This is a genomic window from Acidithiobacillus marinus (assembly GCF_002847505.1).
GTDB lineage: Bacteria > Pseudomonadota > Gammaproteobacteria > Acidithiobacillales > Acidithiobacillaceae > Acidithiobacillus > Acidithiobacillus marinus.
In genome coordinates this window covers 29,248-49,962 of the sequence record NZ_MXAV01000006.1, presented here as the reverse complement: position 1 = coordinate 49,962, position 20,715 = coordinate 29,248, and the positions used below count along the sequence as shown (strand labels likewise).

Here is a 20,715-nt window from a genome sequence, read left to right as displayed (position 1 = left end):
TCTTCAATGCGAACCCCCTTTCTGGCCGTTTTTCTTGCAGGCCCAGTAATCTGTTCCCTTTTTGCCGCAAAGCAAGGTCGTGGGTTTGCACTGCCATGGGTTGCGTTTGGCAGTGGCCGTTTTAACTTGACGTTTTCCCCCCTCCGCGAACCAGGCTTTCGGAATCTGGAAAGGATGGGCATTGATTTTCTGTTTATGGGCCGACGCAGGCATGTGAACAGACGGTGAAGGCTTTGATGGATACCCGTGCGGATAAGCCTGCAACCACAAGAGATTTGGCTCAGGAGAAAGCACGACGGCGGGATTTTTCTGCACGATCACGCGGGCGAGTCCTCTTTTTCCGACGCTCCCCTGCCAGCTATTGCCGAGTCTGGGCTGGGGTCGGTATCCGACAAACTGAATGTCTGCGCTTTTGGTGATTGCTCCGGTTTTTCCGGCATCGCCTCCCGCCGCTGCTTCCAGCCCATGCTGTAGCTCGGCGCAGGCCGTAAGGCCCATCCCAAGAGCGCCCCATACAGCCACACGAAGAAGAATGTGGACGCCGTGGCGTACAGCCGGAAGGCCGGAAACGCTGCGTGCGCAAAAGCGGTATAAGCCCACGGCGGAACACCGGCTCCCTCGTTCACATAGGTACATCCGCTTGGGATTGCGTAACCTGACGGCCAGAATCCCAAGGACATCCCGGAATAGATGCCGGCCCACAATGGATGGCTCATCTGCCAGTCCAGGGCTTCCTTGTAAGGATCGTGAGAAAACTCCTGATAGCAGGGCAGCATGGCATGAGGCACCCACGCGCTTTCCCAGGTGTGCCAGGCGAAACCAACCGCGAGGATCAGAACGATCAGCCGCCATTTAAGTGTTCTCCTGATGATTCGCCACAGGGCAACGGTCATATTGATCTCCAGGTATCAGTTTTCCGGGGTGTGTGACACACCACTTCCGGGCATAGAAGTAATCCCAGATGGTCAACTGACATCCTTTGTTGAAATTACTGAATCCACTGCTGATGCCTCCGCTGTAGTCCGTATCTGCTGCCATGGATGCCGAACTGAACACTTTGCCAACCCATATAACTGGCCTACACGCCCGATCAATGCGTTCATCGGGTGCTCCTGCCAGGAACACCCAGGCCACAAAGAGCACCAGGCAGGCCACCAGCGTTCCGGCAAAGAACTCGACGAGTTTTTTCAATGGCAGGTGCCTGCTGCTGACAGGATTGCTGACAAATCGCCGATAGCTCCGTCATTGGTCGCCACCTGCGCTTTACCCGCCTTGTCGCACCAGATCACAACGGGATCCCCGATATATCCGGCTGAAGCGAGCAGCGCCGTGTTCATGTTCACGATCTGCGTCATCGACAAACTGCCCTGTACTCCTCTGATTCCGCCACTCCAGGTGTTTCTGGCATTTTTCTTTCCCAGTCTTTCATCCGTACTCAAGACTTTTGCAGGACTGGGTGCAGAGAGGATCTGTTCTGCTTTAGTGAGGCTGCTCTTGTTCTTGAGAGCTACGAGTACATATCTGGCTCTGACTTTTCCTGCATCCACGGCGGATTGCAGTGCATCATAGAGGCGGTGACTGGCTTCGCTATTGGGGTCGATGTACACCGTGATCTCAGGTCCGGTTGAGCCCACAACAAATCCATCCCCGCGTGTCTTGAGGGCTATTAACGTATCTGTTGAATCGGAGCTTGTTTCATTACTGGATTTATTACTGATGGTTGCAGCGGTTTCCGGTGTGGGTTCCTGATCCGCCGCCATGCTGAACTGTGCGGCGTTATTGTAATTCTTCCCGTCACGACCAATCAGCGTGCCGATCAATACCAAACCACGATGGAGATTGACCCATGCAACCCCTTCGTTGTTGTTGACATCCTTGTAAATGACGCCATCCAGATGCCCCGGCCCCGGCCACACCTGAACCACCGTCACCGTGTTGTTGCTGGCATCGCTTAAAATGCTTTGAACGGCCTGCACAGAAACGGGGGCAGGCGATGTGACAGGGTTCATTTTTTCCGGCTTCACGGCCACCAATCCGCCGTTCGCGGGCATGGCGGGGATCGTTGAATTTGTATGTTTTGCGGGATGCGCAACCACTCCGGCGCTCATGCTCGGCAGCGCCGCCGCTTTCTCGGTCTGCGCATTTCCCGCATTACTCTCGTGATGCCCAACCACCACCTTGTTGGCAATCAAAATCGCCACAACCAGGACGGCAAGACTGCCCCAGACCAGTTTCTTTTTGTTCGCCTTAACCTTGGTATTTCCACCCATGATACCGTTAATAGGTTTTTTGGGTTCTGCGTCCTTTTGGGACATATCTGATACTGCATCCCCTGATCCGGGTGCCTCTTTCGATTTGCTTTTCAGTTTTTCAAACATCAAGACTTCCTCTGGATGCGTGCAATCTCACCGGACAGGGCTGTTTTCGCTGTTTTCAGTGCCACCAGCGGCTCGCTATCACCAATGTTTATTACACTACCATTTACGATCACCGTCATATCCCGGACTCCTTTCGGATACAGTACCTTGCTGAACAGCATGGTCAGCATGAACCCGGCGAACTCTGCGGGCGGAAGGCTTACCAACCGCCGGGCTTCATCGTCTAAATTTTTTTGATCAACAGCATGAACCAATAGAGTATTCCTGTCTGAAGCACCCAAAAAAGGCCCATCGCAAGAGCAAGACTTAACCCGCCCAATAGTATCAATCCCACCCCATAACGATGATGTCTCCGAGCTTTTTTGGGGATTTCCTGGCGATCACCTTTCAATCACAACCCTTCGATGAAGCAATAATAATTACACTATAATAAGTGGAAAGCAACAAATCAAGCGCAGAGTTAGCGCGTGATGAGCAACCCCTCTCGCTTGCAGGTCGCTTCGATAATCGCGGAGAGCTGCCCAGACGAAACAAAAGCGCGGTATCTCGCTTGATCGTCCCGTGTGGCCAGGTTGGTATTCGCATTGAGTATTTTGATCATATCCACCCTATGCGTGATGTCTCTGGCAATCTTGAAGTATTTATCCTTTCTCCAGTTGACAAAATGGTGATACATCTCCGTATTCTCACCGGTTATCGACAAGTGATGGGCCTTTCTTGCCCGGCTGATGACGCCTGCCGGTAGTTCGTACCGAATCCTTTTTGTTGTTCGGTCCAGATAGTCAATTTCAAGCTCTCCGACCAGCAAGCTCCCGTCGGGATTCAAATGCCATCGTGGTTGCCAGGTTCCCACTCGTCGCGGATGCCTCTGCTCTGGGTCGGGAATTTCTACCCGCATGGCCATTTCCCAGCGGCATCCTACCCGCTTTCCTGCGCAAATCTTTGGCCAGACGACCAGAAAAAACCGGTACACCTTTCCATTTTCAGGCGGTGGTCTGTGCATGATAAAGCGGAATCTTAACGGATCCTTTTTCCGATCCATCCAGACCGGCATTTTTACTTCATAGACCGGTTTTCCGTTTTTCTCATCAACGAGATGGGTTGTGACCAGAACAGTCGCCTCTTTCTTCCGGGTGTGCTTCAGCACGTTATCCCAGCTTTTTTGCTCCGCCTTGGTATGAAAAACCCCGAAGAGCACACCTTTATCACTGGATTCCTTCCGTTCTTCCAGGCTTTTCAAGGGTTTTCCTTTTTTTCGCCTCAGAATCATTCGGCGATGCTCTGTCTGGAGCCATCTTGCAGGATCCTGCCGATTTGGTGTCCACAGATCCGCAAGGCTTTCATAAAGCTGGTTTCGGGCATCCGGCAACTCTTCCAGTTGGGCCGCCCGCTCAAACTCGTAATACACCCTCTGGGCAGCTTCGATAATCTCCTTTTCCTCTGGAGATTCAATCCAGGCCTTGTACTTATAGGTTCTGATCATGGCAAAAGATGGTTAACAAAATTCATGTGTGAATCCTAGCACACTATAACCTTAATCTGCTCCCCCCCTATCCATACTTTCTGTCCGCCCACTGGTGTTTGGAATTCACTCACACCAGGAGATATGAAATGAGCACCATCGACTTAGGCGCAGCATTTGGGATCAAAGAGTTGTCCGGCAAAGCATTCCCGGCAAAAAAATCGGGGGAACGCACACCCTCCCCCGTGTTCGATTACGTTTTCCGCATGGATATTCTACGGAAAATGCTGGCCTGGGCTGGTGGGATCGTGACTACCAGCATTTACATTTCTGGCCCTGCCGGTTCCGGCAAGACCAGTCTTGTAGAGCAGGTCGCTGCCCGCATTGGTCAGGCCTGCACTACATTGTCGTGCAACTCACGAACAGAAAAGGCCGATATTGTGGGCTACATCGGCTTGCAAGAAGGCAAAACGGCTTTCATCGAAGGGCCGCTGGTTCGCGCCATGCGGCTTGGGGAATGGATCACCTTTGATGAGGGCGACGCACTTCCTCCGTCCGTGACCATTACCTTAAACCGGGTACTGGAAGGGTCTCCGCTGGTTATCCCGGAAACGGGGGATGTGATTCAACCTCACCCCGATTTTCGGGTCGCCTTTACTGGCAACACCCATGGTCGCGGTGACACTACCGGGCAGTATCGCTCCCGCAACGTACAGGATGCCGCTGTCCTGGACCGATTCTTGTTTGTGGAGGTGGGTTATCCAGAATCCACTGAGGAGTTAAACATTCTGACTCGAAAGTGTCCCAATGTGCCCGAAGATATTGCAGCGATACTGGTCCAGTTTGCCGTAGAGACCCGCAACGCTCATGAAGCGGGGGAGCTATCCGCCGCTTTATCCACTCGCGGTCTTTGCCGGATCGGGACCATCCTGGATTCGGGCACATTCGCTAAAAAAGAGGATCCCTTATGGGAATCCATTTCCTTTGGGTTCGCCGATGGTCTGTCACCGGACGAAAGGCTGGGTGTCCAGAAGATTCTGGAAACCATCAAGCAACCGCAGGGCGTTCAGCTCTGACTTCTATCCACCCCCACCCCACAGCTTCGGCTCTGGGGTTTTTCTTTGTCTGATGTTCCCATACATCCTGTCCACCCGCTGATTCTCCGGAACGGATTTCGAGAGGGAGAGTTATGAACATTGAAAGGATGGATCCGGGCGATGTGGTGTACGGGCCTTTTCCGGCAAAGGTCATCAAGGATGCCACGAAGATGAATCATTACTGTCTCGTACTGAGCGTTGATAGGGATAGCGGTTTGTTTCTGGCAGCAATAGGCACGTCGAACCATATTGACAGCAGCCCTCTTCCAACTGAGTTGCTGGTTTCCAGACAAGAAGATATTCGGAAAGCCAAGCTAAAGAAGCCTACGCGATTCGATGTTTCTGAGATGGCTTGGCTTTCCGCTGATGTGTTCGTGGAATGTGGGAATATTCGTTTTTCACAAAAGCTGATCTATGGCTTCTTCAAGTCATGTAAGGCGGCTGGATTGTTAAAAGAAGAGGAGTATGATTGATGAAGAAGATTTCTGGAGTAGGTATTATGGATTTTGTCACAAGTGGTTTTAACGAATGCGAAATCCGCTTCATGAAGGAGCGACTTGCCGACATTGCTGCCAAGTATCCTTGGGAAACTGAGCAAAGGCTGCTATCCATGGCTATTTCGCGCCTCTACCTTGATTTGGTGGATCCTCCTGTTGCTGATAGCTCTCCAGACGAGGAAAGCCTTGCTGCCATGCGCAACGGTAGATCAGAACGGTTTGTGACGACGGAAGACCTCCTGAGCGCAGGAAAAGGTCTTAGAAAGATGTTTTACCAACATCTAAAAACCTAACCACCCCCACCCTCATGCTTCGGCTTGAGGGTTTTTCTTTGTCCTATTTCCCGCCCAGAATGGCAATCACATCCTCCGGTTGCCCTGCGAATTTCACTTCCGGAAAATCCAGCAAATCTGTCTCAACGTCATTCCATACCACATCAAAAGATTCCATCGCCTGAATATTCTTTTGCGAAGGCCGCCAATAAATTACTTTTTCCGGCAACTCTACTGCCATTTTCAATGTCTCTATCATCCTTTCAGGAATGCAGTCGATATACAATTCCGGCTTTATTTTTCCGGGCCAAGCCACCTGATCCATAGCCAGAATACTGGATACCGGGGGCTGCATCGGCCAAAGTGTAGGTTTCGAGCGTATCCCGAAGTAATTGCTTAGTCCGGAAGTCAACATGACCAGATCCCAGTATTCAGCCACATTCTGTCTGATAGGTAGTGAAATCATGGTTCGCAGATCGTCGTATTCCATGATGTCTCTGACTGCTTGCATAAAACTCTCCAGCCATGGGGCTGTTTTCCAGCCATCTTCCCAGATGACAAGGGTGCCTATCGGGTTGATCAATATGTCCGGTAACAGCCACTCCCGCCGGGTACTAAAATACTGTTGTGTCCGTGAAATCCGTTTGTGATGCTGGGTATCGTGTGTTTCTACTGGTACGCCCATGTCGTGCTCCTTTGATCCAAACTCCCAGATCCCCACAACTGCAGGATATTGGTTTTAACAGCCCCTATCGGGGCGGGTACAGGTTCCCGGCTTGCGCCGGGACCGTTCAGGCCCATACGGGCCGGTATCAGGCTCTTCGAGCCGGGTCACGCCCTGACGGGCGCTGGGCACGTCCGGGAACGTGCGGGCACTTCCAGTGCCCTTGGGGTGCCAGATCCCAGTCTGTGCCGCTTCGGATCCATCGTGCCACCCGCCGCGCATAAGTCTCTGCCTGCGGACAAATGTTCCCGCTGGCCACCGCAGTCGGCCCTTCGTTATAGGCCAGCAATGCCAACCGGACATTCCCGTGAAAACGATCCAGCATCCGATGCAGAAACAGGGTGCCGCCCCGGATGTTCTGCCGCACGTCATCAGGATTCACGCTGAGAACCTGTGCCGTTAGCGGCATGAGCTGCATGGGGCCAATCGCCCCGGCGCTGCTGATCCTGCTCGCGGATCCGGTATAGTCCCCGCCGTTTTCCACATACAGGACCGATGCCACCAAGAGCGGGCGCACATGGAACTGCCGTGCAGAAAGCACTACCTGCCGGGCGTATGGCCCTGCCAGCCGGGTAATCCGTTTGATCCGGGTGGCTCTTACCAGTTGCGCGGCCTGCTTTGCCGCTTCCGCCTGGGATTTTTCCTGTGCCAGCGTTGCATGGCATCCGGCAAGGATGGCTAATCCCAGTGCGGCATAGCTGAGGCCGCCGACGAGTCCCTTTTTGAGCGGTTTAATCATTTTTCCACATTTCCTCCAGAAAAATCGCCACGGGGTAATTCATGTCGGGGACTGTCCGCCATTCCCCGAAAGCCAGGAGAAAACCGCTGATGGTGCTCGGCAACGCAAAAAACGCGACAAGCGACACTACTGCCGTCAGAAATCCAGTCCAATTCCCCAAGAAATGGAGATAGGTAGTAGCTATACAGGCCCAGAAAGCGATCCTTACGATACGATCCGCCCCAGAAGAGGCTAAAGGGAATGCCCAAATCGACAGTTTACTGCCCTCACGTGGTATTCTGTCCAGAAGTGATTGAACACATGCTTGCGCCGCCAATGTTCCGCCAAAGATTCGGCCCACAGCGTGAGTTTTTCGAGCGTGTAGCGGGTACGACCTCCATCGCGTCCAGCGCAGTACCGGCAATAGCAGTAAAAGACTGATGGCGGTAATCCATACCGACCACCATGCCCATTCTGGTACAGGCCCATGAATAACATGCCAGAGACCGACAAAAAGGATGGTGGCTGTCAACAAGATGCCTCCGATCCCCAGGATCAGCAGGATTCTATGCGTTTGTGATGGCCTGGAACCATAAACTTCCTGCAGATACCGTACTATTAGGTCATCATAAATCATGCTGCCACCATCGTGATATTCTTTTTGTACCCAATAGTTCACGGCAGACAGAAACCCGACCGTCCGCAGTGAGTCACCCTTCCAAAGAACCCAAATCAAAAAGAGAAACAGGGGAACGTCCTGCAACCACCAAGACACCATTTTAATTACCTTTGCCCTTCATCCGACGAACGCTCGGCGATTTGATCCAATACCTCCCTTGTTCGCCGTACCATCGCTATTTTTTCTTTTCGTAAAGCGTCAGTCCTTTCCCAGTTCTTATCGAAGTCCTTTTTGACCACCCAGCGAATAATAGCCCCGGACAGAATTATAAAAACGACAAGAAGAATTTTGAAGATCATTATGTTATCCATGTAGGATTTCTCCATCCGATGTTTAAGTACCAACTAAGTCAATGCCTTGTAGCCTTACGGTGGAAAACCCCAGACGTTGCGCCAATGCCTCAACCATCGGCTACGCGCCGTTCCCAGCCTGGCGCTGCCCAGCCTGTACTGAAATCGCGTAGTCCATCACTTACCCCCAAAATCTGTGGATAACCCTGCTGAGAAGTTTGCAAAAGGGTGACAAATCATCCGCATCACATCCTGCCCAAAATAGAGGCACAATTCAGGTGTATCGGGGCTCTCTCCCGCAGCTTCTCTCGAAAGCAATCCAGGCATCCCCATCACGACTGTCAATGCCCCAACACAACTCATTGGTTCCGCAAAGCCACATGACGCTTCCGCCACCAATCGCCCCAGGAAACGTCCATCGAGCTTCGTGGTTGTAAGTACCACCAAATCCGCACTCCCCACGCTTAAACGTAAAAGTGAGATCTGGCCGGGCTTTGCGGACCTGCTTTTTGAAAGCGTCGAAGCGGTCATCAGGCGATGATTGGCGTTCTTCCATCACGCATCCTCTTGCGAGGTTTTCCCCGCCAGATCCGCCGCCGTATCCAGCGTATCGCGCTCTTCGTCCACCACGTCGCCGGATTCCCGTTCTTTCTCGACCAGACTGATGATCTTGTTCAGTTTGGCGGGCTTGATGTCTAGGTATTCCGCAATGGCCTTGATGTCCTCTTTCAGTTGCTCCTGCATCGAGGCGATGGACGCCCTGCGGTTGATCACATCTTCGATGGCTTTTCTGGACTTCGTATCTATCTGCATGATGATCTCCATTGTGTATTCCGGCGCATGTGTCGCATTTTCTCGCATCGCCGTGCTGCGAGAAGACTTAATCCATGATCGTTGAACGACTTTTCTTTCCGGCTTTCCCGGTTCTTTTCGGGCTTTTTGCCGTGGATCCAGTCCTGGACTTCGCGGCACCGCCTTTACCGCCCTTACCCGCTGGTAGGGTCTCCCAGGCCTTGCCGATAGCCCCGTTATCGCTCCACCAGGAGCCGTGTCCCTGACTGCAGCGAAAGTAACCGTGTCCTTTGGCCGTCTGATACATCCCCGTAGGATGCCCGCACTTCGGGCAGGCAGGGCCATCGGTATTGGTGTTGGCCTGACCTTTCCCGGCTTCCCCGAAAGGTTCTCCGGGATTCCCGTTGTTGTCCGTCAGCAGGTTGTGCGCCTCCCGATTCGAGCATACCCAGAAGAAACTCCCCGGTTTTTTCCGGCTTTCCCGGCGTGTCACCGTCCCATCGCAGCCCTCTACCGGACAAGGCTGGGCTGTGGGATCGTCGGGCATGGCATCGAGCGTTTTTTTTAGGTCCGTATAGGATTGACTGAGCAAATCACGGGGCGGCATCTGCCCCTGGGTGATCGCATCCAGGCTGTCCTCAATCGCCCTTGTGTAATCCAGCCCGGAAAAATCAAATGGCAGCAGCGCATCCGACACGGATTCCCCGTGGGGCGTAGCGTAGAGCGCCGGCGCTTTGCCACGTCGCTTCATGTAATCGCGGGCGTAGAGCACCTTGATGATGCTGGCATAGGTGGATGGCCTGCCGACGCCATGATCTTCCAGCGCCTTGATGAGCGTGGATTCGGTATAGCGGGGCGGCGCTTTGGTCTTTTTGGCCAGCATCTCGCCGGACTCGGCCTTGGGCTTGTCGCCGACAGTCAGTTTGGGCACAGGGTTGGCCGCGACCTTTTCTGATTTTTCACCATCCCCTTCCGCATCCTCTTCGGATTCCCGATAGAGCGCCTGCCAGCCAGGATCCGTCAGGACCGATCCGACTGCACGGAACGTGGCCGCTCTTTCCCGAAACTGTCCACCATCCAGCGTGCAGGAAGTCTGCTGATAGATGGCATCCGGCATCTGGCTCGCCAGCGCCCGCTTGCGGATCAGGTCATAGAGTGCTTGCTGGTTCCGGTCTTCGCCGGCGTTCTCCCGATCCGACTTCGTGGGCCGGATCGCTTCATGGGCTTCCTGGGCATCGCCCTTGGCTTTCCAGCGCCGGGGGGTTTCCACTACGGGGAGACCGATTTTCTGGAGCGTGGATCTGAGCATGGTTTCCCCCTCTTCGGAAAGATTGGGACTGTCCGTGCGATGATAGGTAATGGCTCCGGCCTCAAAGAGCGCCTGGGCCGCTTTCATGATGTCATCCACCCCGATTTTCAGGGCGCGTGCGCCATCCATCTGCATGGAGCTGGTCGTGAACGGGGGGGATGGCGATTTGCGCGTCGGTTTGGATTCCGCTTTGGATACCACCAGCGGCAGAGTGGGAATCGCATCGGCCAGCGCCTGAGCGAACCCGCGATCCTGAAAATACTCGCCCTCTTTCGTCCCGTCCTGCCAAGTCGCCCGCCAGTTGCCTTTTTCTCCGGGCAGATGGGCGATGACCTGATAGAACGGTGTGGGTTTGAATGTCCGGATAGCCCGTTCCCGCTCGACGATCAGGCGCAATGCGGGGCTTTGTACCCGCCCGGCAGAGGCCTTGGCACCAATAGCACGGCTCAATATGGGCGACACTTCCCAGCCGACCATCCGATCCAGTGCCCGCCGCGCTTCCTGGGCGGCCACCAGGCGCATATTGACGGACCGGGGTTTGGTCAGCGCCTTGCGGATCGCGCTTTCCGTGACTTCCTGATAGGAAACCCGCTTCGCCTCTTTGGGATGGATCTTCAAGACTTGGCAGACATGCCAGGCAATGCCTTCGCCTTCCCGATCCGGGTCAGTGGCGATGAAGATGGTATCGGCGCTCGATGCGGCAGCCCGCAGTCCGGACACGATCTCTTGGTGTTTCGCATCCAGAATCTCATAGCGCATGGCGAAGTCCGGGGGACGGATATAAGCGGCTTCCCCGGTGAGGGGGAGATCCCGGATATGCCCCAGGGTGGCTTTCACGTTCCAGCCATCACCCAGGATATGCCGGATATGCTGGGCTTTTTTGGGGGATTCGACGATGAGTAGGTTGCTCAAGATGTTGTTTTCCTTATCGTTTGGGGCATGACCGAGCATGAAGTTGCCCGTTCACCTGGGGCAGAATTTTAATGGATTCCATGACAAAACCTCTTTTTGCCTACAAATGCGCATACATCATCTGCTTGAGATTGGCCCACCTGTCCGGAATCGTTTCCCTCTGATTCGGTTCCTGGTCGGGAGAATCCGATTTCCATGCCTGCAATACGCCAGACCGCACATTTTTGTGCAGCCATTCAAGCGACTTTGTACCTCGGATGATGGCGTCCAGACGTGCAGGATCCATATCGTACATTCGGACATCACCCTGGGAATTGACCTTCGCCCATATACCAGTGACGGGATCATGATAAGTCTGGTCTTGATACTTTTGGATCAAATAGTTAGCACGACTGATCTGATTCGCTTTTTCAACTCCGTCTGTCATATTGCTTTCCTCCACCCACTCTCCGATTTCCTGTATCTTCTCGCCATTCTGGGCTTTTTTGACCAAAGTTCTGAGATACCCCCCGGCATTCCGTGCTTTTTCCAGTGAAAAGCGTTTTTTCTGGACGATTTCGGTGAGGGTCAATGATGCCTTGCTCTTCCGGAGTGATTTCGACCAGCGAAAGAGATCCATCGCCCGAACGCCCCGATCCAGCAGGAACAGCAACTCCGCCGGCAATGACAGACGTTGTAACAAGGCGTGGCTAGCCATGGTTTCGCGCTGCCGGTTCCATGCAGCAGTCCATTGTTTTACGTCTATTTTTGCGCCGATCACACCGCCGACTTTTTGCAATCCGGCCATTGCCTGATCAAACAGGCTCTTCTGGCGCACGGCTTGGGGCAGATAGGGCATCTGTACCAGTTCGGCCACCAGCGGGGTGAAATAGGTGTGGGTGACACCACGATATCGGCCATGCGCCTTGCGCCGCACTTGCCGTACGATGTATCCACCGGCTTCGAGATTTTTGATAGCTTTGCTGACCGTGCGCACGCTGCGCCCACCGATCATCTCCCCTATGCGTTCCATGCTCGGAAATACCGGTTCAGCCAGATTGTTATAACGACAATGCAGAAATAACGCTTTCAAAACGTAGCGTTCCACCTCTTTCAAGGCGGTAAGCTCCGACAACAAAAAGAGCGGCTTTGCCAACATATCGGGGATATTGAGGTCAACAAACAGTCCCAGCGCACCCACCGTCCAGCCACGACGCTCCCGCACAAGGGCGTCAGGGCAGCCCAGGTCCAGGTGGATCTGGGTATTTTCCGGTGTGGAATCAGGCTTGCAACGCGGCTTACCCGAATCTATAATGGAATCGGTAAGATTGATCACGTTGTATCGGTCCTTTTTGTATCAGTCCTTTTACTTTTGCGGGTATTGGTCTTGGTCCTTTCGCGTGATTGTTGATCTGCGTTGTCGCGCAGTTCATACCATGGCTGCCGAGCCAAAAAGTGTACCCCCCAATGATTTGTCAGATCATTGGGGGTTTTGTTTTTCACAGGGTTATCAGTGCTGGTCAGGGCTTTCAATGCGGCTGTCCACGATGACAAATCTCTCAATGTCATCGACGGTTCCAGGGATAGTTAAATAACCCAGATATTCCAGATCCTCCTCTGCCGCCTTGCGGGTGGCGAAGTTCTTGCCTGGCCAACGCCTCCACCCGTAGGTGTAGGACACGCCATAAATCTGAAAGGGTCTGGATTTTCCAGTTTTTGTTCGATGTTTTGCGGGATTGGTCATGGGGGTATCCTGCGGACTAGCAGGCCGCGCTATGTGGTTGATCCTGTCGCCGCCTCACATCTTTGCTCCCATGTCGATAAGGAATAGCAGGCTCTGTTAAGGCCGCTCCGATCTGTTCAATAGGGATCCGGGTGCGCAGGGCTGCCCCTATAACCTGGTCTGTTTGACGGGTCGTTAGCACTTCTTGCCAAACCGTGAGGGACTGCTTGGATACGCCGAGGACATCTGCCAGAGCGGTGGCAGTTCCGAACATTTTTATCGCTGTCGCTTTTCTCACAGTAAAGTCTCCATACGTTGATCAGTAAGGTCGCCTTTGTTTTACCATTTTTTTTACAGGTGATGCAAGATGGGGCATGGAATCCACACTAAGCGAGAGAATACGGTTGGCCCGCGAAGCAGCAGGGCTCAGCATGTCGGAACTGGCACGACGACTGAACGTGTCCAAGCAGGTGGTCTGGTCCTGGGAAAATAGAGACATCAAAGACCCACGCCTTGAGCATATCCTGGCCCTTAGAGATATACTTAATATTTCAATAGATTGGCTTGTTACCGGCAAAGGAGAGATGAGAGAGAAAAATGATCCAGCACGGGTTCTCAGTGAACGTCAAAAATCCTTGGTCAATCTTTTTGATGCTCTTCCAGAATCCGAGCAGAATGAATTTTTCCGGCGTCTTCAAGAAAAGAAATCATATTTCGACACAATAATGGAAGAACTTCTGGCAAAGAAAAAATATTAAGGTCAATAATCGTTGACCTTTTGGTGGTATATCTATTACATTCTGAGCGTACACTACGCGCTGAGGTAATGGATTGTGTCCCGTCCCGGTCGTAAATCTCCCCAAATCACCGTCAAAGTAGCCCGCGAACCTGATCCCGAGCTTCTGGCTGAAGTGTTGGCTGGCTTCATCATCCTGACCGAAAAACGCGAACACCCAGCGGGGGAAATAGCTTTCATCCAGGAGGTTGATTTTGAAGCTGATTAAAGCAGATCGTTTCCGTGAGACCTGTTTCGAGGAGGGGTCCGCTCCTGATATGCGTACCGTCCATTCCTGGGTGAAAGATAGGTTGGTTCCTGGGGTTATCATCAATGGCCGGACGTATATTGATCTGGACAAATGGGAATCCATGGTGCCCAATGATAACGATAACGAGTTCAACGAGCTGATTGCCAGAGTCATCGGAGGGTAATTTTGTCCCCCAGGCCACGTTCTACATCCAAAAAACTGCCACCCAATCTCAGCCAGCAGGTCAGAGGGAACAAAATTTATTTCAGCTACCGCAACCCGCTCAATGGCAAGCGAGCGGGATTCGGTACCAACAAAGACAAGGCGATCAGTGCGGCGATTGCACTCAACGCGCATCTGGCCAAACAACTCCAGGATCAGGAATCACAACAACTGATAAGCCGCGTCATCACCAGTGAATCACATGGCACCATTGGGGACTTTCTGACTATTTTTGAGGAGCAGATATTACCCGCCAGACGGTCAAAAAAGGGATTCGGACTCTCCGAAAAAACGCTCCAGGACTATCACTGGATACTCGGCACGATACGGCAGGAGCTGGGGCATTTCCGCTGGGATGTGATCACCCTTCAGCACGTTGCGCATTTTCTGGATAAGCGCCCGCCCCGGTCCTCCAACATTCATCGAACCATTTTGGCTCAAGTGTGGCGTCATGCCATAGCTAAGGGGATCACCGGGCCAGGCAATCTACCAGAGATGACCATTCCGAAAACCCATGTTGTGGAACGCACCTCACTGACTCTTGAGGGGTTTCAAAAAATATATGCTATTGCAGAACCCTGGTTCCAGAACGCGCTGGATCTGGCTCTACATACCCTACAACGACGAGAAGATCTGGTCCTGTACCGTTTTGATGCGATTCAAATCGAGAATGGCATTCCCTACCTGCCGGTACGTCAAAAAAAGGTCGAACACAGCTCCGATGCTGGTCGTTTGTTACTGCCGATTGGAGAAGATCTGCAGGAAATCATCGACCGCTGCAGGGACAAGATATTGAGTCCGCTGATGATTCACCGAAATCCGAAGAAGAAACGTAGGGAATACCTGGACAAGAAAGAGCACTGGACGACGGTGTACCCTGTTCAACTCACTAGAGAATTTTCCAAACTACGTGACCGGTGTGGTTTTTATTCTAAAACGCCACAGGAAAAACGTCCGACATTTCATGAGATCAGAGCATTGGGGGCGGACCTGTACCGCCAGGCGGGATGGCCGGACGATTCTATCCAGAAACTCTTGGGGCACACATCAGAAAAGATGACCAAGCACTATCTGGACAAGCATCAGGAACCCTGGATTGTCACGGATACTGTGGGGCTTCCGAAACGTGTTTGCAGAAAATAACCAGAAAGTTTACAGAAAAGTTTTTCTGCTGTGCATATAAAAATTATAACATCATAATTATACTTAACAAATTGGTCGGGGCGAGAGGATTTGAACCTCCGACCACCTGAACCCCATTCAGGTGCGCTACCAGGCTGCGCTACGCCCCGTTAAGAGCCGCTACTCTAATGCTTCATAGGCAGCGGGTCAATGTTTTCCTGCACAAATTTTGATCAGAGCCGCCAACTCTGTCTGCAGATAGATAAGCCGGTTGGCGGCTCCCACAAACCCGGCAGAGGCATTATCCTCCATTTCCAGCTCCAATTGCGCCGCTGAAACCGAGTGACCCGGGCCGGACTCATGGCGCAAACTCTGGAGTCGTTCCCGGGCGCCGTGGATGGTGTAACCTTCCCCATAAAGCAGGCTGCGAATCTGTCGCGCCAGAAGCAAGTCATGACGCTGATAATAGCGGCGATTCCCTTTTCTTTTCAGCGGGCTGAGTTGCGGGAACTCCTGCTCCCAGTAGCGCAGCACATGGGCTTTCACTCCACAAAGCAGAGATGCCTCGCTGATGGAGAAATACTGCTTTTCAGGAATTTCCGGCAGCGCGGCGAGTTCTTTGCCCGCTTTACCTTTAGGCGATGTCTGGTTCGCTACCATTGACGTAGGCTTTGAGCTTCTGGCTCGGATGAAAAGTCACTACCCGCCGGGCGGTGATGGTGATTTCGACGCCCGTTTTGGGATTACGTCCTGGTCGCGGATTTTTATCACGCAGGGTGAAGTTGCCAAAACCCGAGAGTTTCACTTCTTCGCCCTGGGCCAGGGTTTCGCGGATATGATCAAACAGGGCTTCTACAATACCTTTGGCTTCCCGTTTGTTCAGGCCCATGGTTTCAAACAACATATCCACAATTTCAGCTTTCGTGACAGCCACTTTTTTCTCCCTATGCGCGAAGTTCAATGGAGCCGATTTGCTTCACGGCAGTGAGCATCCGCTCCAGTTCCTGTTGTACATCCACCTCAGTCAGGGTGCGCTCCCGATCCTGCAAAAGGAAAGCAAAGGCCAGACTGTAGGTCCCTGCCAGCAGGGGTTCCCCCTGATAGCGATCAAAAATCCGTATTTCCTGCACGATGGCGCTGGCTTCCTGACGCATGGCGGCCAGAACGGTGCCAGCCGCAATGGCATCAGGAATCACCAGCGCCATATCTCTTCTCAACGCCGGATAGGGCGACAATGGCGCGAAATGCCGCTCATTATCCAGATCTTCCAGCATTTCCATATCCAGATAGAAGAATAACGCGGTTTTGTCCAGGTCATGACGATCTGCCAGTATTGGATGCAAGGCCCCCAGCATACCGACCCGACGTCCGCCGACGAGAATTTCTGCCGCCTGTCCAGGATGCAAGCTGACCTCACTGGTCAAGACCCGAAATTCAAAGGAAGTTTGCGGCCATAAGGCCAGCATGGCGGCGACATCGCCTTTCAGATCAAAAAAATCCACATCCCTCGCCGTCTGTGCCCAGCTCTCGCGGTCGGCGCTACCGGCAATGCAGCCCGCCAGCACCATACGCTGCCCTTCGGCTGAAAATATCCGCCCCATCTCGAAAATCCGGATACGCTCCTGCTGCCGCTTCGCGTTGAATTGCAGGGTCTGCAACAAGCCCGGCCAGAGGCTGGCACGCATGACCGCCAGATCTGCAGACAGGGGATTCAGCAATGCCGGGGCGTCGGCTTCCGGGACAAAGTCCTTCTGGGCTTCCTGGCTGATGAAGCTGTAGGTAATGACTTCGTGATAATCCCGGGCCTGGAGAATATCCCGCATCCTACGCGCTACTGTGGAGGCGCTGGACGCGGCCTGCAAGATGCCCCGGGGGCGATGGGCCGGCAACTGTTCATAACCGTAAATGCGACCCACCTCTTCGATCAGATCCGCCTCAATACGCAGATCGAAGCGATGGCTCGGTACCGTGGCCTGCCAACCCTCGGGCACAGCACGGATCTGCAGCCCCAGGCGGGTCAAAACCCGCTCCACTTCTGACGCAGCGTAAGGCATCCCCATGACCCTCTGGAGGCGCTGCTGGCGCAAGGTGATTTCTGCGGGAAGCGGCAGACTGCCCTGCAAGGTAAAGGCGCGGGCACTGCGCAACTGTACCGGGGCGAGTGTAGCCATCTGTGCCAGCACGCCCCGGGCCAGCCGGGGAGCGAGCTGATAATCGACACCCCTTTCATAGCGCATGGCGGCATCAGTCTGTAACGACAGGCGCCGGGCCCGCCCCTGAATCGCTTTGGGCTGGAAAAATGCAGCTTCGAGAATGATTGAACGGGTGGCATCCGTCACACTGGTCCGCCGTCCACCAATAATACCCGCCAATGCCACTGGTCCTTGCGTGTCGGCGATGACCAGCATGTCCGGCTCCAGAGCCAGATCCCGACCGTCCAGGGCATCCAGCACTTCGCCGGCTTGCGCCCAACGTACACACAGGCCACCCCGGACTTTATCCGCATCAAAGGCGTGCAGGGGTTGACCGGTCTCAAACATCCACAGGTTCAACAAGTCCACCACTGGGTGAATACAGCGCTGTCCCATGCGCCGCAAGCGCTCGCGCAGATGATCCGGCAAGCGCGCGGGAACTCCGTCTATCCACAGCGCCGTATAACTGGGACAGACGGCGCGGGCGGCCGCATCCACTCCCACAAAATAATCACCTTCTCGCGCTGTTTGCGCCGCATCCAGTTGGCTCCACTCAGCGGCGGACGCAGACAAAACAGCCGGGACTTGCAGTTGTTCAGCACCCAGAGCATACAGATCCCGAGCCACTCCCAGCATGGACAAGGCGTCTCCGCGATTCGGGGTAATACCCAGACTCAGAATCTCATCTTCTAACTGCAGGTAGGCGCGCAGATCCTGACCCACCGGAGCATCGGCATCGAGCATCAGCAGACCACTGCTGCCATCATCCAGACCCAGCTCAGCCGCTGCACAGAGCATGCCTTCAGAACGCACCCCACGTAGCTCGGAAATACTGATTTTCTTGTCACCCGGCAATACTGCTCCGGGTAAAGCCAATGGCACTTTCTGCCCTTCGGCAAGATTGGCGGCACCACAGACGATGGTCCGCAATACGCCATCCCCGGCATCGACCTGCGCTATGCGGAGTTTGTCGGCTTCCGGATGGGACATGACGCTTTTCACGAAGCCGACCACGACCCCCTGAAAAGGAACAGCGGCCGGTTCAATGGCTTCGACTTCAATGCCGCCCATGGTCAAACGGTGAGCAATGTCCGCCGTAACCCAGGAAACATCCAATAATTCACGAAGCCATTGAATACTTACACGCATAAGCTGCTGCTCTCAGGAGAACTGCTTGAGGAAGCGCAGATCGTTCTCGAAAAAGAGACGCAGATCATTGACGCCATAACGCAGCATGGTCAGTCTTTCGATGCCCATGCCAAAGGCAAAACCACCGAATACTTCGCCGTCCACCCCTGCCCCGGCCAGCACAGCCGGATGCACCATGCCGCAACCCAGCACCTCCAGCCAGCCGCTCTGCTTGCACACCCGGCAACCCGATCCGCCACAGATCACGCAACCCACATCCACTTCTGCGGAAGGTTCCGTAAAGGGAAAGTAGGAAGGACGGAAGCGCACCGGCAAATCGGATCTCTCGAAAAAACTCTGGAGAAAATCTTCCAGCAGCCCCCGCAAATCGGCAAAGCTGGCCTCTTCATCGAGTAGCAAACCTTCCACCTGATGAAACATGGGAGTGTGGGTAATATCCGAATCACGGCGATAGACCCGCCCGGTCGCAATCATCCGCAGCGGCGGCTGGTGGGCCTCCAGAAAACGAATTTGCACAGTAGAAGTTTGGGTACGCAACAGGCGGTTTTCATCAAAGTAGAAGGTATCGTGCATGGCCCGGGCGGGATGATCTTCGGGAATATTCAGGGCCCCGAAGTTGTGATAATCATCTTCGATTTCCGGACCATCGCTGGCCTCAAAGCCCAGGCCAGAAAAATACTGCTCTATCCATTCAATCGTCTGGCGTACAGGATGACTGCCACCCAGAGCTACCCGCCGACCAGGCAGGGTCACATCCACCCTTTCACCGGCCATGCGCTCCTGAATACGCGCATTCTCCAGGGCCGTGCGCCGGGCTTGCAGAAGGTTTTGCACCTCCGTCTTGCGCACGTTGAGCAACTGCCCTGCCTCTCGGCGCGCTTCCGGTGAGAGCTGACCCAGTTGCTGCATGGCTTGGGTCAGGACCCCTTTTTTACCCAGCCAGTGCAGACGGATTTGCTCCAAGGCAGGTAGATCCGCAGCGGCGGCGATATCTCGCGCAGCCTCTGCGACGGAAGCCATGGAAGACAGGGACATATCCACAGCTTCCGTCACGATCAGGCGGCCAGTTGGCCCTTAGCCACCTCAACCAAGCGGACAAAAGCAGCCTTGTCACGCACGGCAATGTCGGCCAGAACCTTGCGATCCAGCTGAATACCAGCGCGCAGCAAGCCATTCATGAAGCGGCTGTAGCTCAAGCCTTCGGAACGGGCGGCCGCATTGATGCGGACAATCCACAAACTGCGGAAATCCCGCTTCTTGGTCCGGCGATCGCGGTATTCATAGGTCAGGGCCTTCATCACCGCCTGATGGGCGATGCGGAAGTTGCTCTTGCGTTGACCACGGAAACCCTTGGCGCGGGCCAGGACCTTTTTATGGCGGGCGTGGGCGGTTACGCCACGTTTTACTCTAGGCATGTTACGATTCCTCTGTCATCAAGCGTAGGGAAGCATGCGCCGCAGGGCGGCCTGATCGCTTCCCGAGGTCACCAAGGTATGACGCAGATGACGCTTCCGCTTGGTGGTTTTCTTAGTCAGGATATGGTTCAAAAAAGCCTGACGATGCTTAAACTTGCCGGAACCGGTGCGTTTGAAACGCTTGGCCGCTCCGCGATTGCTCTTCATTTTTGGCACGATGTTCTCCTATTTTTTCCGTGGGGCGACAATCATCACCATTTGCCGTCCCTCCATGCGTGGCCGCTGTTCAACCACCCCGACTTCTGCTAAATCCTTTTCCACCCGATTGAGCAATTCCATACCCAACTCCGGATGCGACATCTCACGGCCACGAAAGCGCAGGGTGATTTTTGCCCGGTCGCCATCATCAATAAAACGCATGATATTACGGAGCTTGATCTGGTAATCGGCATCATCCGTACGGGGACGGAATTTGATTTCCTTGACCTGCGTCTGCTTCTGCCGCCGTTTCGCTTCATGCTGGCGCTTGCTTTCCTGAAAACGAAACTTGCCATAATCCATGATTCTGCACACGGGTGGCTCCGCCTGAGGAGCGATCTCGACCAGATCCAGATCCGCTTCTTCTGCGGCCGTCAAGGCTTCCATAAAGGAAACCACCCCCATTTGCTCACCCTCTACACCTATCAACCGGACCCGCGCTGCGGTAATTTCCCGATTAATATTGACTTCTTTCTCTGTCGCGATCGCCTTATCCTCCT

General features: G+C 53.9%; 29 protein-coding genes and 1 tRNA gene. 7 read left to right on the top strand and 23 right to left on the bottom strand.

The features are described 5' to 3' along the window. Window positions 1-3: 3 nt before the first annotated feature. The 6 genes from B1757_RS14980 to B1757_RS02380 form a co-directional block, all read right to left on the bottom strand. The gene (locus B1757_RS14980) at window positions 4-315 is read right to left on the bottom strand and encodes a hypothetical protein (protein WP_143484190.1); all 312 of its coding nucleotides are present in this window, start codon (window positions 313-315) and stop codon (window positions 4-6) included. A gap of 2 nt (window positions 316-317) precedes the next feature. After that, entirely contained in the window at window positions 318-893 is a 576-nt protein-coding gene (locus B1757_RS14975; RefSeq protein WP_143484189.1) for a hypothetical protein, read from the bottom strand. After that, window positions 853-1,191 (bottom strand): hypothetical protein, encoded by a 339-nt coding sequence (locus tag B1757_RS02395; protein ID WP_253253662.1) that lies wholly within the window; start codon window positions 1,189-1,191, stop codon window positions 853-855. Before B1757_RS02395 ends, B1757_RS14975 begins: the two co-directional genes overlap by 41 nt. Then, on the bottom strand, window positions 1,188-2,378 hold the full coding sequence (locus B1757_RS02390) for a hypothetical protein (protein WP_101536798.1): 1,191 nt from the start codon (window positions 2,376-2,378) through the stop codon (window positions 1,188-1,190). Before B1757_RS02390 ends, B1757_RS02395 begins: the two co-directional genes overlap by 4 nt. Next, window positions 2,378-2,632 (bottom strand): hypothetical protein, encoded by a 255-nt coding sequence (locus B1757_RS02385; RefSeq protein ID WP_101536797.1) that lies wholly within the window; start codon window positions 2,630-2,632, stop codon window positions 2,378-2,380. The genes B1757_RS02390 and B1757_RS02385 overlap by 1 nt, the downstream gene beginning before the upstream one ends. 206 nt (window positions 2,633-2,838) lie before the next feature. Then, entirely contained in the window at window positions 2,839-3,861 is a 1,023-nt protein-coding gene (locus tag B1757_RS02380; protein ID WP_101536796.1) for a hypothetical protein, read from the bottom strand. Between the two features lie 128 nt (window positions 3,862-3,989). Between B1757_RS02380 and B1757_RS02375 the strand changes: the two genes are divergently transcribed. The 3 genes from B1757_RS02375 (at window position 3,990) to B1757_RS02365 (ending at window position 5,727) form a co-directional block, all read left to right on the top strand. After that, window positions 3,990-4,916, top strand: a complete 927-nt coding sequence (locus B1757_RS02375; protein WP_101536795.1) for an AAA family ATPase — start codon at window positions 3,990-3,992, stop codon at window positions 4,914-4,916. A 113-nt stretch (window positions 4,917-5,029) separates the two neighbouring features. After that, window positions 5,030-5,410, top strand: a complete 381-nt coding sequence (locus B1757_RS02370) for a hypothetical protein (protein ID WP_101536794.1) — start codon at window positions 5,030-5,032, stop codon at window positions 5,408-5,410. Beyond that, on the top strand, window positions 5,410-5,727 hold the full coding sequence (locus B1757_RS02365; protein WP_101536793.1) for a hypothetical protein: 318 nt from the start codon (window positions 5,410-5,412) through the stop codon (window positions 5,725-5,727). The genes B1757_RS02370 and B1757_RS02365 overlap by 1 nt, the downstream gene beginning before the upstream one ends. A 43-nt stretch (window positions 5,728-5,770) precedes the next feature. On the opposite strand, the gene B1757_RS02360 is transcribed toward B1757_RS02365, so the two are convergent. The 9 genes from B1757_RS02360 to B1757_RS02320 all read right to left on the bottom strand — a co-directional run bounded on the left by B1757_RS02360 (window position 5,771) and on the right by B1757_RS02320 (window position 12,853). Further along, window positions 5,771-6,391 (bottom strand): hypothetical protein, encoded by a 621-nt coding sequence (locus tag B1757_RS02360; RefSeq protein ID WP_101536792.1) that lies wholly within the window; start codon window positions 6,389-6,391, stop codon window positions 5,771-5,773. 127 nt (window positions 6,392-6,518) lie between these two features. Next, window positions 6,519-7,169, bottom strand: coding sequence for a transglycosylase SLT domain-containing protein (locus tag B1757_RS02355; protein ID WP_101536791.1), 651 nt, complete (start codon window positions 7,167-7,169; stop codon window positions 6,519-6,521). Next, window positions 7,162-7,926, bottom strand: a complete 765-nt coding sequence (locus B1757_RS02350) for a hypothetical protein (RefSeq protein WP_101536790.1) — start codon at window positions 7,924-7,926, stop codon at window positions 7,162-7,164. Before B1757_RS02350 ends, B1757_RS02355 begins: the two co-directional genes overlap by 8 nt. Window positions 7,927-7,931: 5 nt before the next feature. Beyond that, window positions 7,932-8,138, bottom strand: coding sequence for a hypothetical protein (locus B1757_RS02345; protein ID WP_101536789.1), 207 nt, complete (start codon window positions 8,136-8,138; stop codon window positions 7,932-7,934). Window positions 8,139-8,391: 253 nt separating this feature from the next. Then, the gene (locus B1757_RS02340; protein WP_101536788.1) at window positions 8,392-8,673 is read right to left on the bottom strand and encodes a hypothetical protein; all 282 of its coding nucleotides are present in this window, start codon (window positions 8,671-8,673) and stop codon (window positions 8,392-8,394) included. Continuing rightward, entirely contained in the window at window positions 8,673-8,930 is a 258-nt protein-coding gene (locus B1757_RS02335; protein WP_101536847.1) for a hypothetical protein, read from the bottom strand. Before B1757_RS02335 ends, B1757_RS02340 begins: the two co-directional genes overlap by 1 nt. A 67-nt stretch (window positions 8,931-8,997) precedes the next feature. After that, the gene (gene topA, locus B1757_RS02330) at window positions 8,998-11,130 is read right to left on the bottom strand and encodes a type I DNA topoisomerase (RefSeq protein ID WP_101536846.1); all 2,133 of its coding nucleotides are present in this window, start codon (window positions 11,128-11,130) and stop codon (window positions 8,998-9,000) included. A 100-nt stretch (window positions 11,131-11,230) separates the two neighbouring features. Next, window positions 11,231-12,445: a helix-turn-helix domain-containing protein gene (locus tag B1757_RS02325; protein WP_101536787.1), complete on the bottom strand. Its 1,215-nt coding sequence runs from the start codon at window positions 12,443-12,445 to the stop codon at window positions 11,231-11,233. A 174-nt stretch (window positions 12,446-12,619) separates the two neighbouring features. After that, window positions 12,620-12,853, bottom strand: coding sequence for a hypothetical protein (locus tag B1757_RS02320; protein ID WP_101536786.1), 234 nt, complete (start codon window positions 12,851-12,853; stop codon window positions 12,620-12,622). Between the two features lie 353 nt (window positions 12,854-13,206). Between B1757_RS02320 and B1757_RS02310 the strand changes: the two genes are divergently transcribed. The 4 genes from B1757_RS02310 (at window position 13,207) to B1757_RS02300 (ending at window position 15,222) form a co-directional block, all read left to right on the top strand. Continuing rightward, window positions 13,207-13,590 (top strand): helix-turn-helix domain-containing protein, encoded by a 384-nt coding sequence (locus B1757_RS02310; RefSeq protein WP_101536784.1) that lies wholly within the window; start codon window positions 13,207-13,209, stop codon window positions 13,588-13,590. 75 nt (window positions 13,591-13,665) lie between these two features. After that, window positions 13,666-13,836, top strand: coding sequence for a hypothetical protein (locus tag B1757_RS15300; RefSeq protein WP_172437564.1), 171 nt, complete (start codon window positions 13,666-13,668; stop codon window positions 13,834-13,836). Then, on the top strand, window positions 13,823-14,041 hold the full coding sequence (locus tag B1757_RS02305) for a hypothetical protein (protein WP_101536783.1): 219 nt from the start codon (window positions 13,823-13,825) through the stop codon (window positions 14,039-14,041). The genes B1757_RS15300 and B1757_RS02305 overlap by 14 nt, the downstream gene beginning before the upstream one ends. A 2-nt stretch (window positions 14,042-14,043) precedes the next feature. Then, a complete protein-coding gene (locus tag B1757_RS02300; RefSeq protein ID WP_101536782.1) occupies window positions 14,044-15,222 on the top strand; it encodes a phage integrase Arm DNA-binding domain-containing protein in 1,179 nt (392 codons plus the stop codon). Between the two features lie 72 nt (window positions 15,223-15,294). Here B1757_RS02300 and B1757_RS02295 read toward each other — a convergent pair. From B1757_RS02295 to infC, 8 genes are all read right to left on the bottom strand, one after another. Continuing rightward, window positions 15,295-15,371 (bottom strand) — tRNA-Pro (locus B1757_RS02295). Window positions 15,372-15,408: 37 nt separating this feature from the next. Beyond that, window positions 15,409-15,861, bottom strand: a complete 453-nt coding sequence (locus tag B1757_RS02290; protein ID WP_101536781.1) for a MerR family transcriptional regulator — start codon at window positions 15,859-15,861, stop codon at window positions 15,409-15,411. Beyond that, window positions 15,836-16,135 (bottom strand): integration host factor subunit alpha, encoded by a 300-nt coding sequence (locus B1757_RS02285; RefSeq protein ID WP_101536780.1) that lies wholly within the window; start codon window positions 16,133-16,135, stop codon window positions 15,836-15,838. The genes B1757_RS02290 and B1757_RS02285 overlap by 26 nt, the downstream gene beginning before the upstream one ends. A 10-nt stretch (window positions 16,136-16,145) precedes the next feature. After that, complete coding sequence (pheT, locus tag B1757_RS02280) at window positions 16,146-18,542, bottom strand: phenylalanine--tRNA ligase subunit beta (protein WP_101536779.1); 2,397 nt, start codon at window positions 18,540-18,542, stop codon at window positions 16,146-16,148. A gap of 12 nt (window positions 18,543-18,554) precedes the next feature. Continuing rightward, complete coding sequence (gene pheS, locus B1757_RS02275) at window positions 18,555-19,577, bottom strand: phenylalanine--tRNA ligase subunit alpha (protein ID WP_101536778.1); 1,023 nt, start codon at window positions 19,575-19,577, stop codon at window positions 18,555-18,557. A gap of 20 nt (window positions 19,578-19,597) precedes the next feature. Continuing rightward, complete coding sequence (gene rplT, locus B1757_RS02270; protein ID WP_101536777.1) at window positions 19,598-19,957, bottom strand: 50S ribosomal protein L20; 360 nt, start codon at window positions 19,955-19,957, stop codon at window positions 19,598-19,600. 18 nt (window positions 19,958-19,975) lie between these two features. Continuing rightward, window positions 19,976-20,173, bottom strand: a complete 198-nt coding sequence (gene rpmI / locus B1757_RS02265) for a 50S ribosomal protein L35 (protein ID WP_010641739.1) — start codon at window positions 20,171-20,173, stop codon at window positions 19,976-19,978. Window positions 20,174-20,182: 9 nt separating this feature from the next. Beyond that, window positions 20,183-20,701 (bottom strand): translation initiation factor IF-3, encoded by a 519-nt coding sequence (gene infC / locus B1757_RS02260; protein ID WP_101536845.1) that lies wholly within the window; start codon window positions 20,699-20,701, stop codon window positions 20,183-20,185. Window positions 20,702-20,715 lie beyond the last annotated feature (14 nt).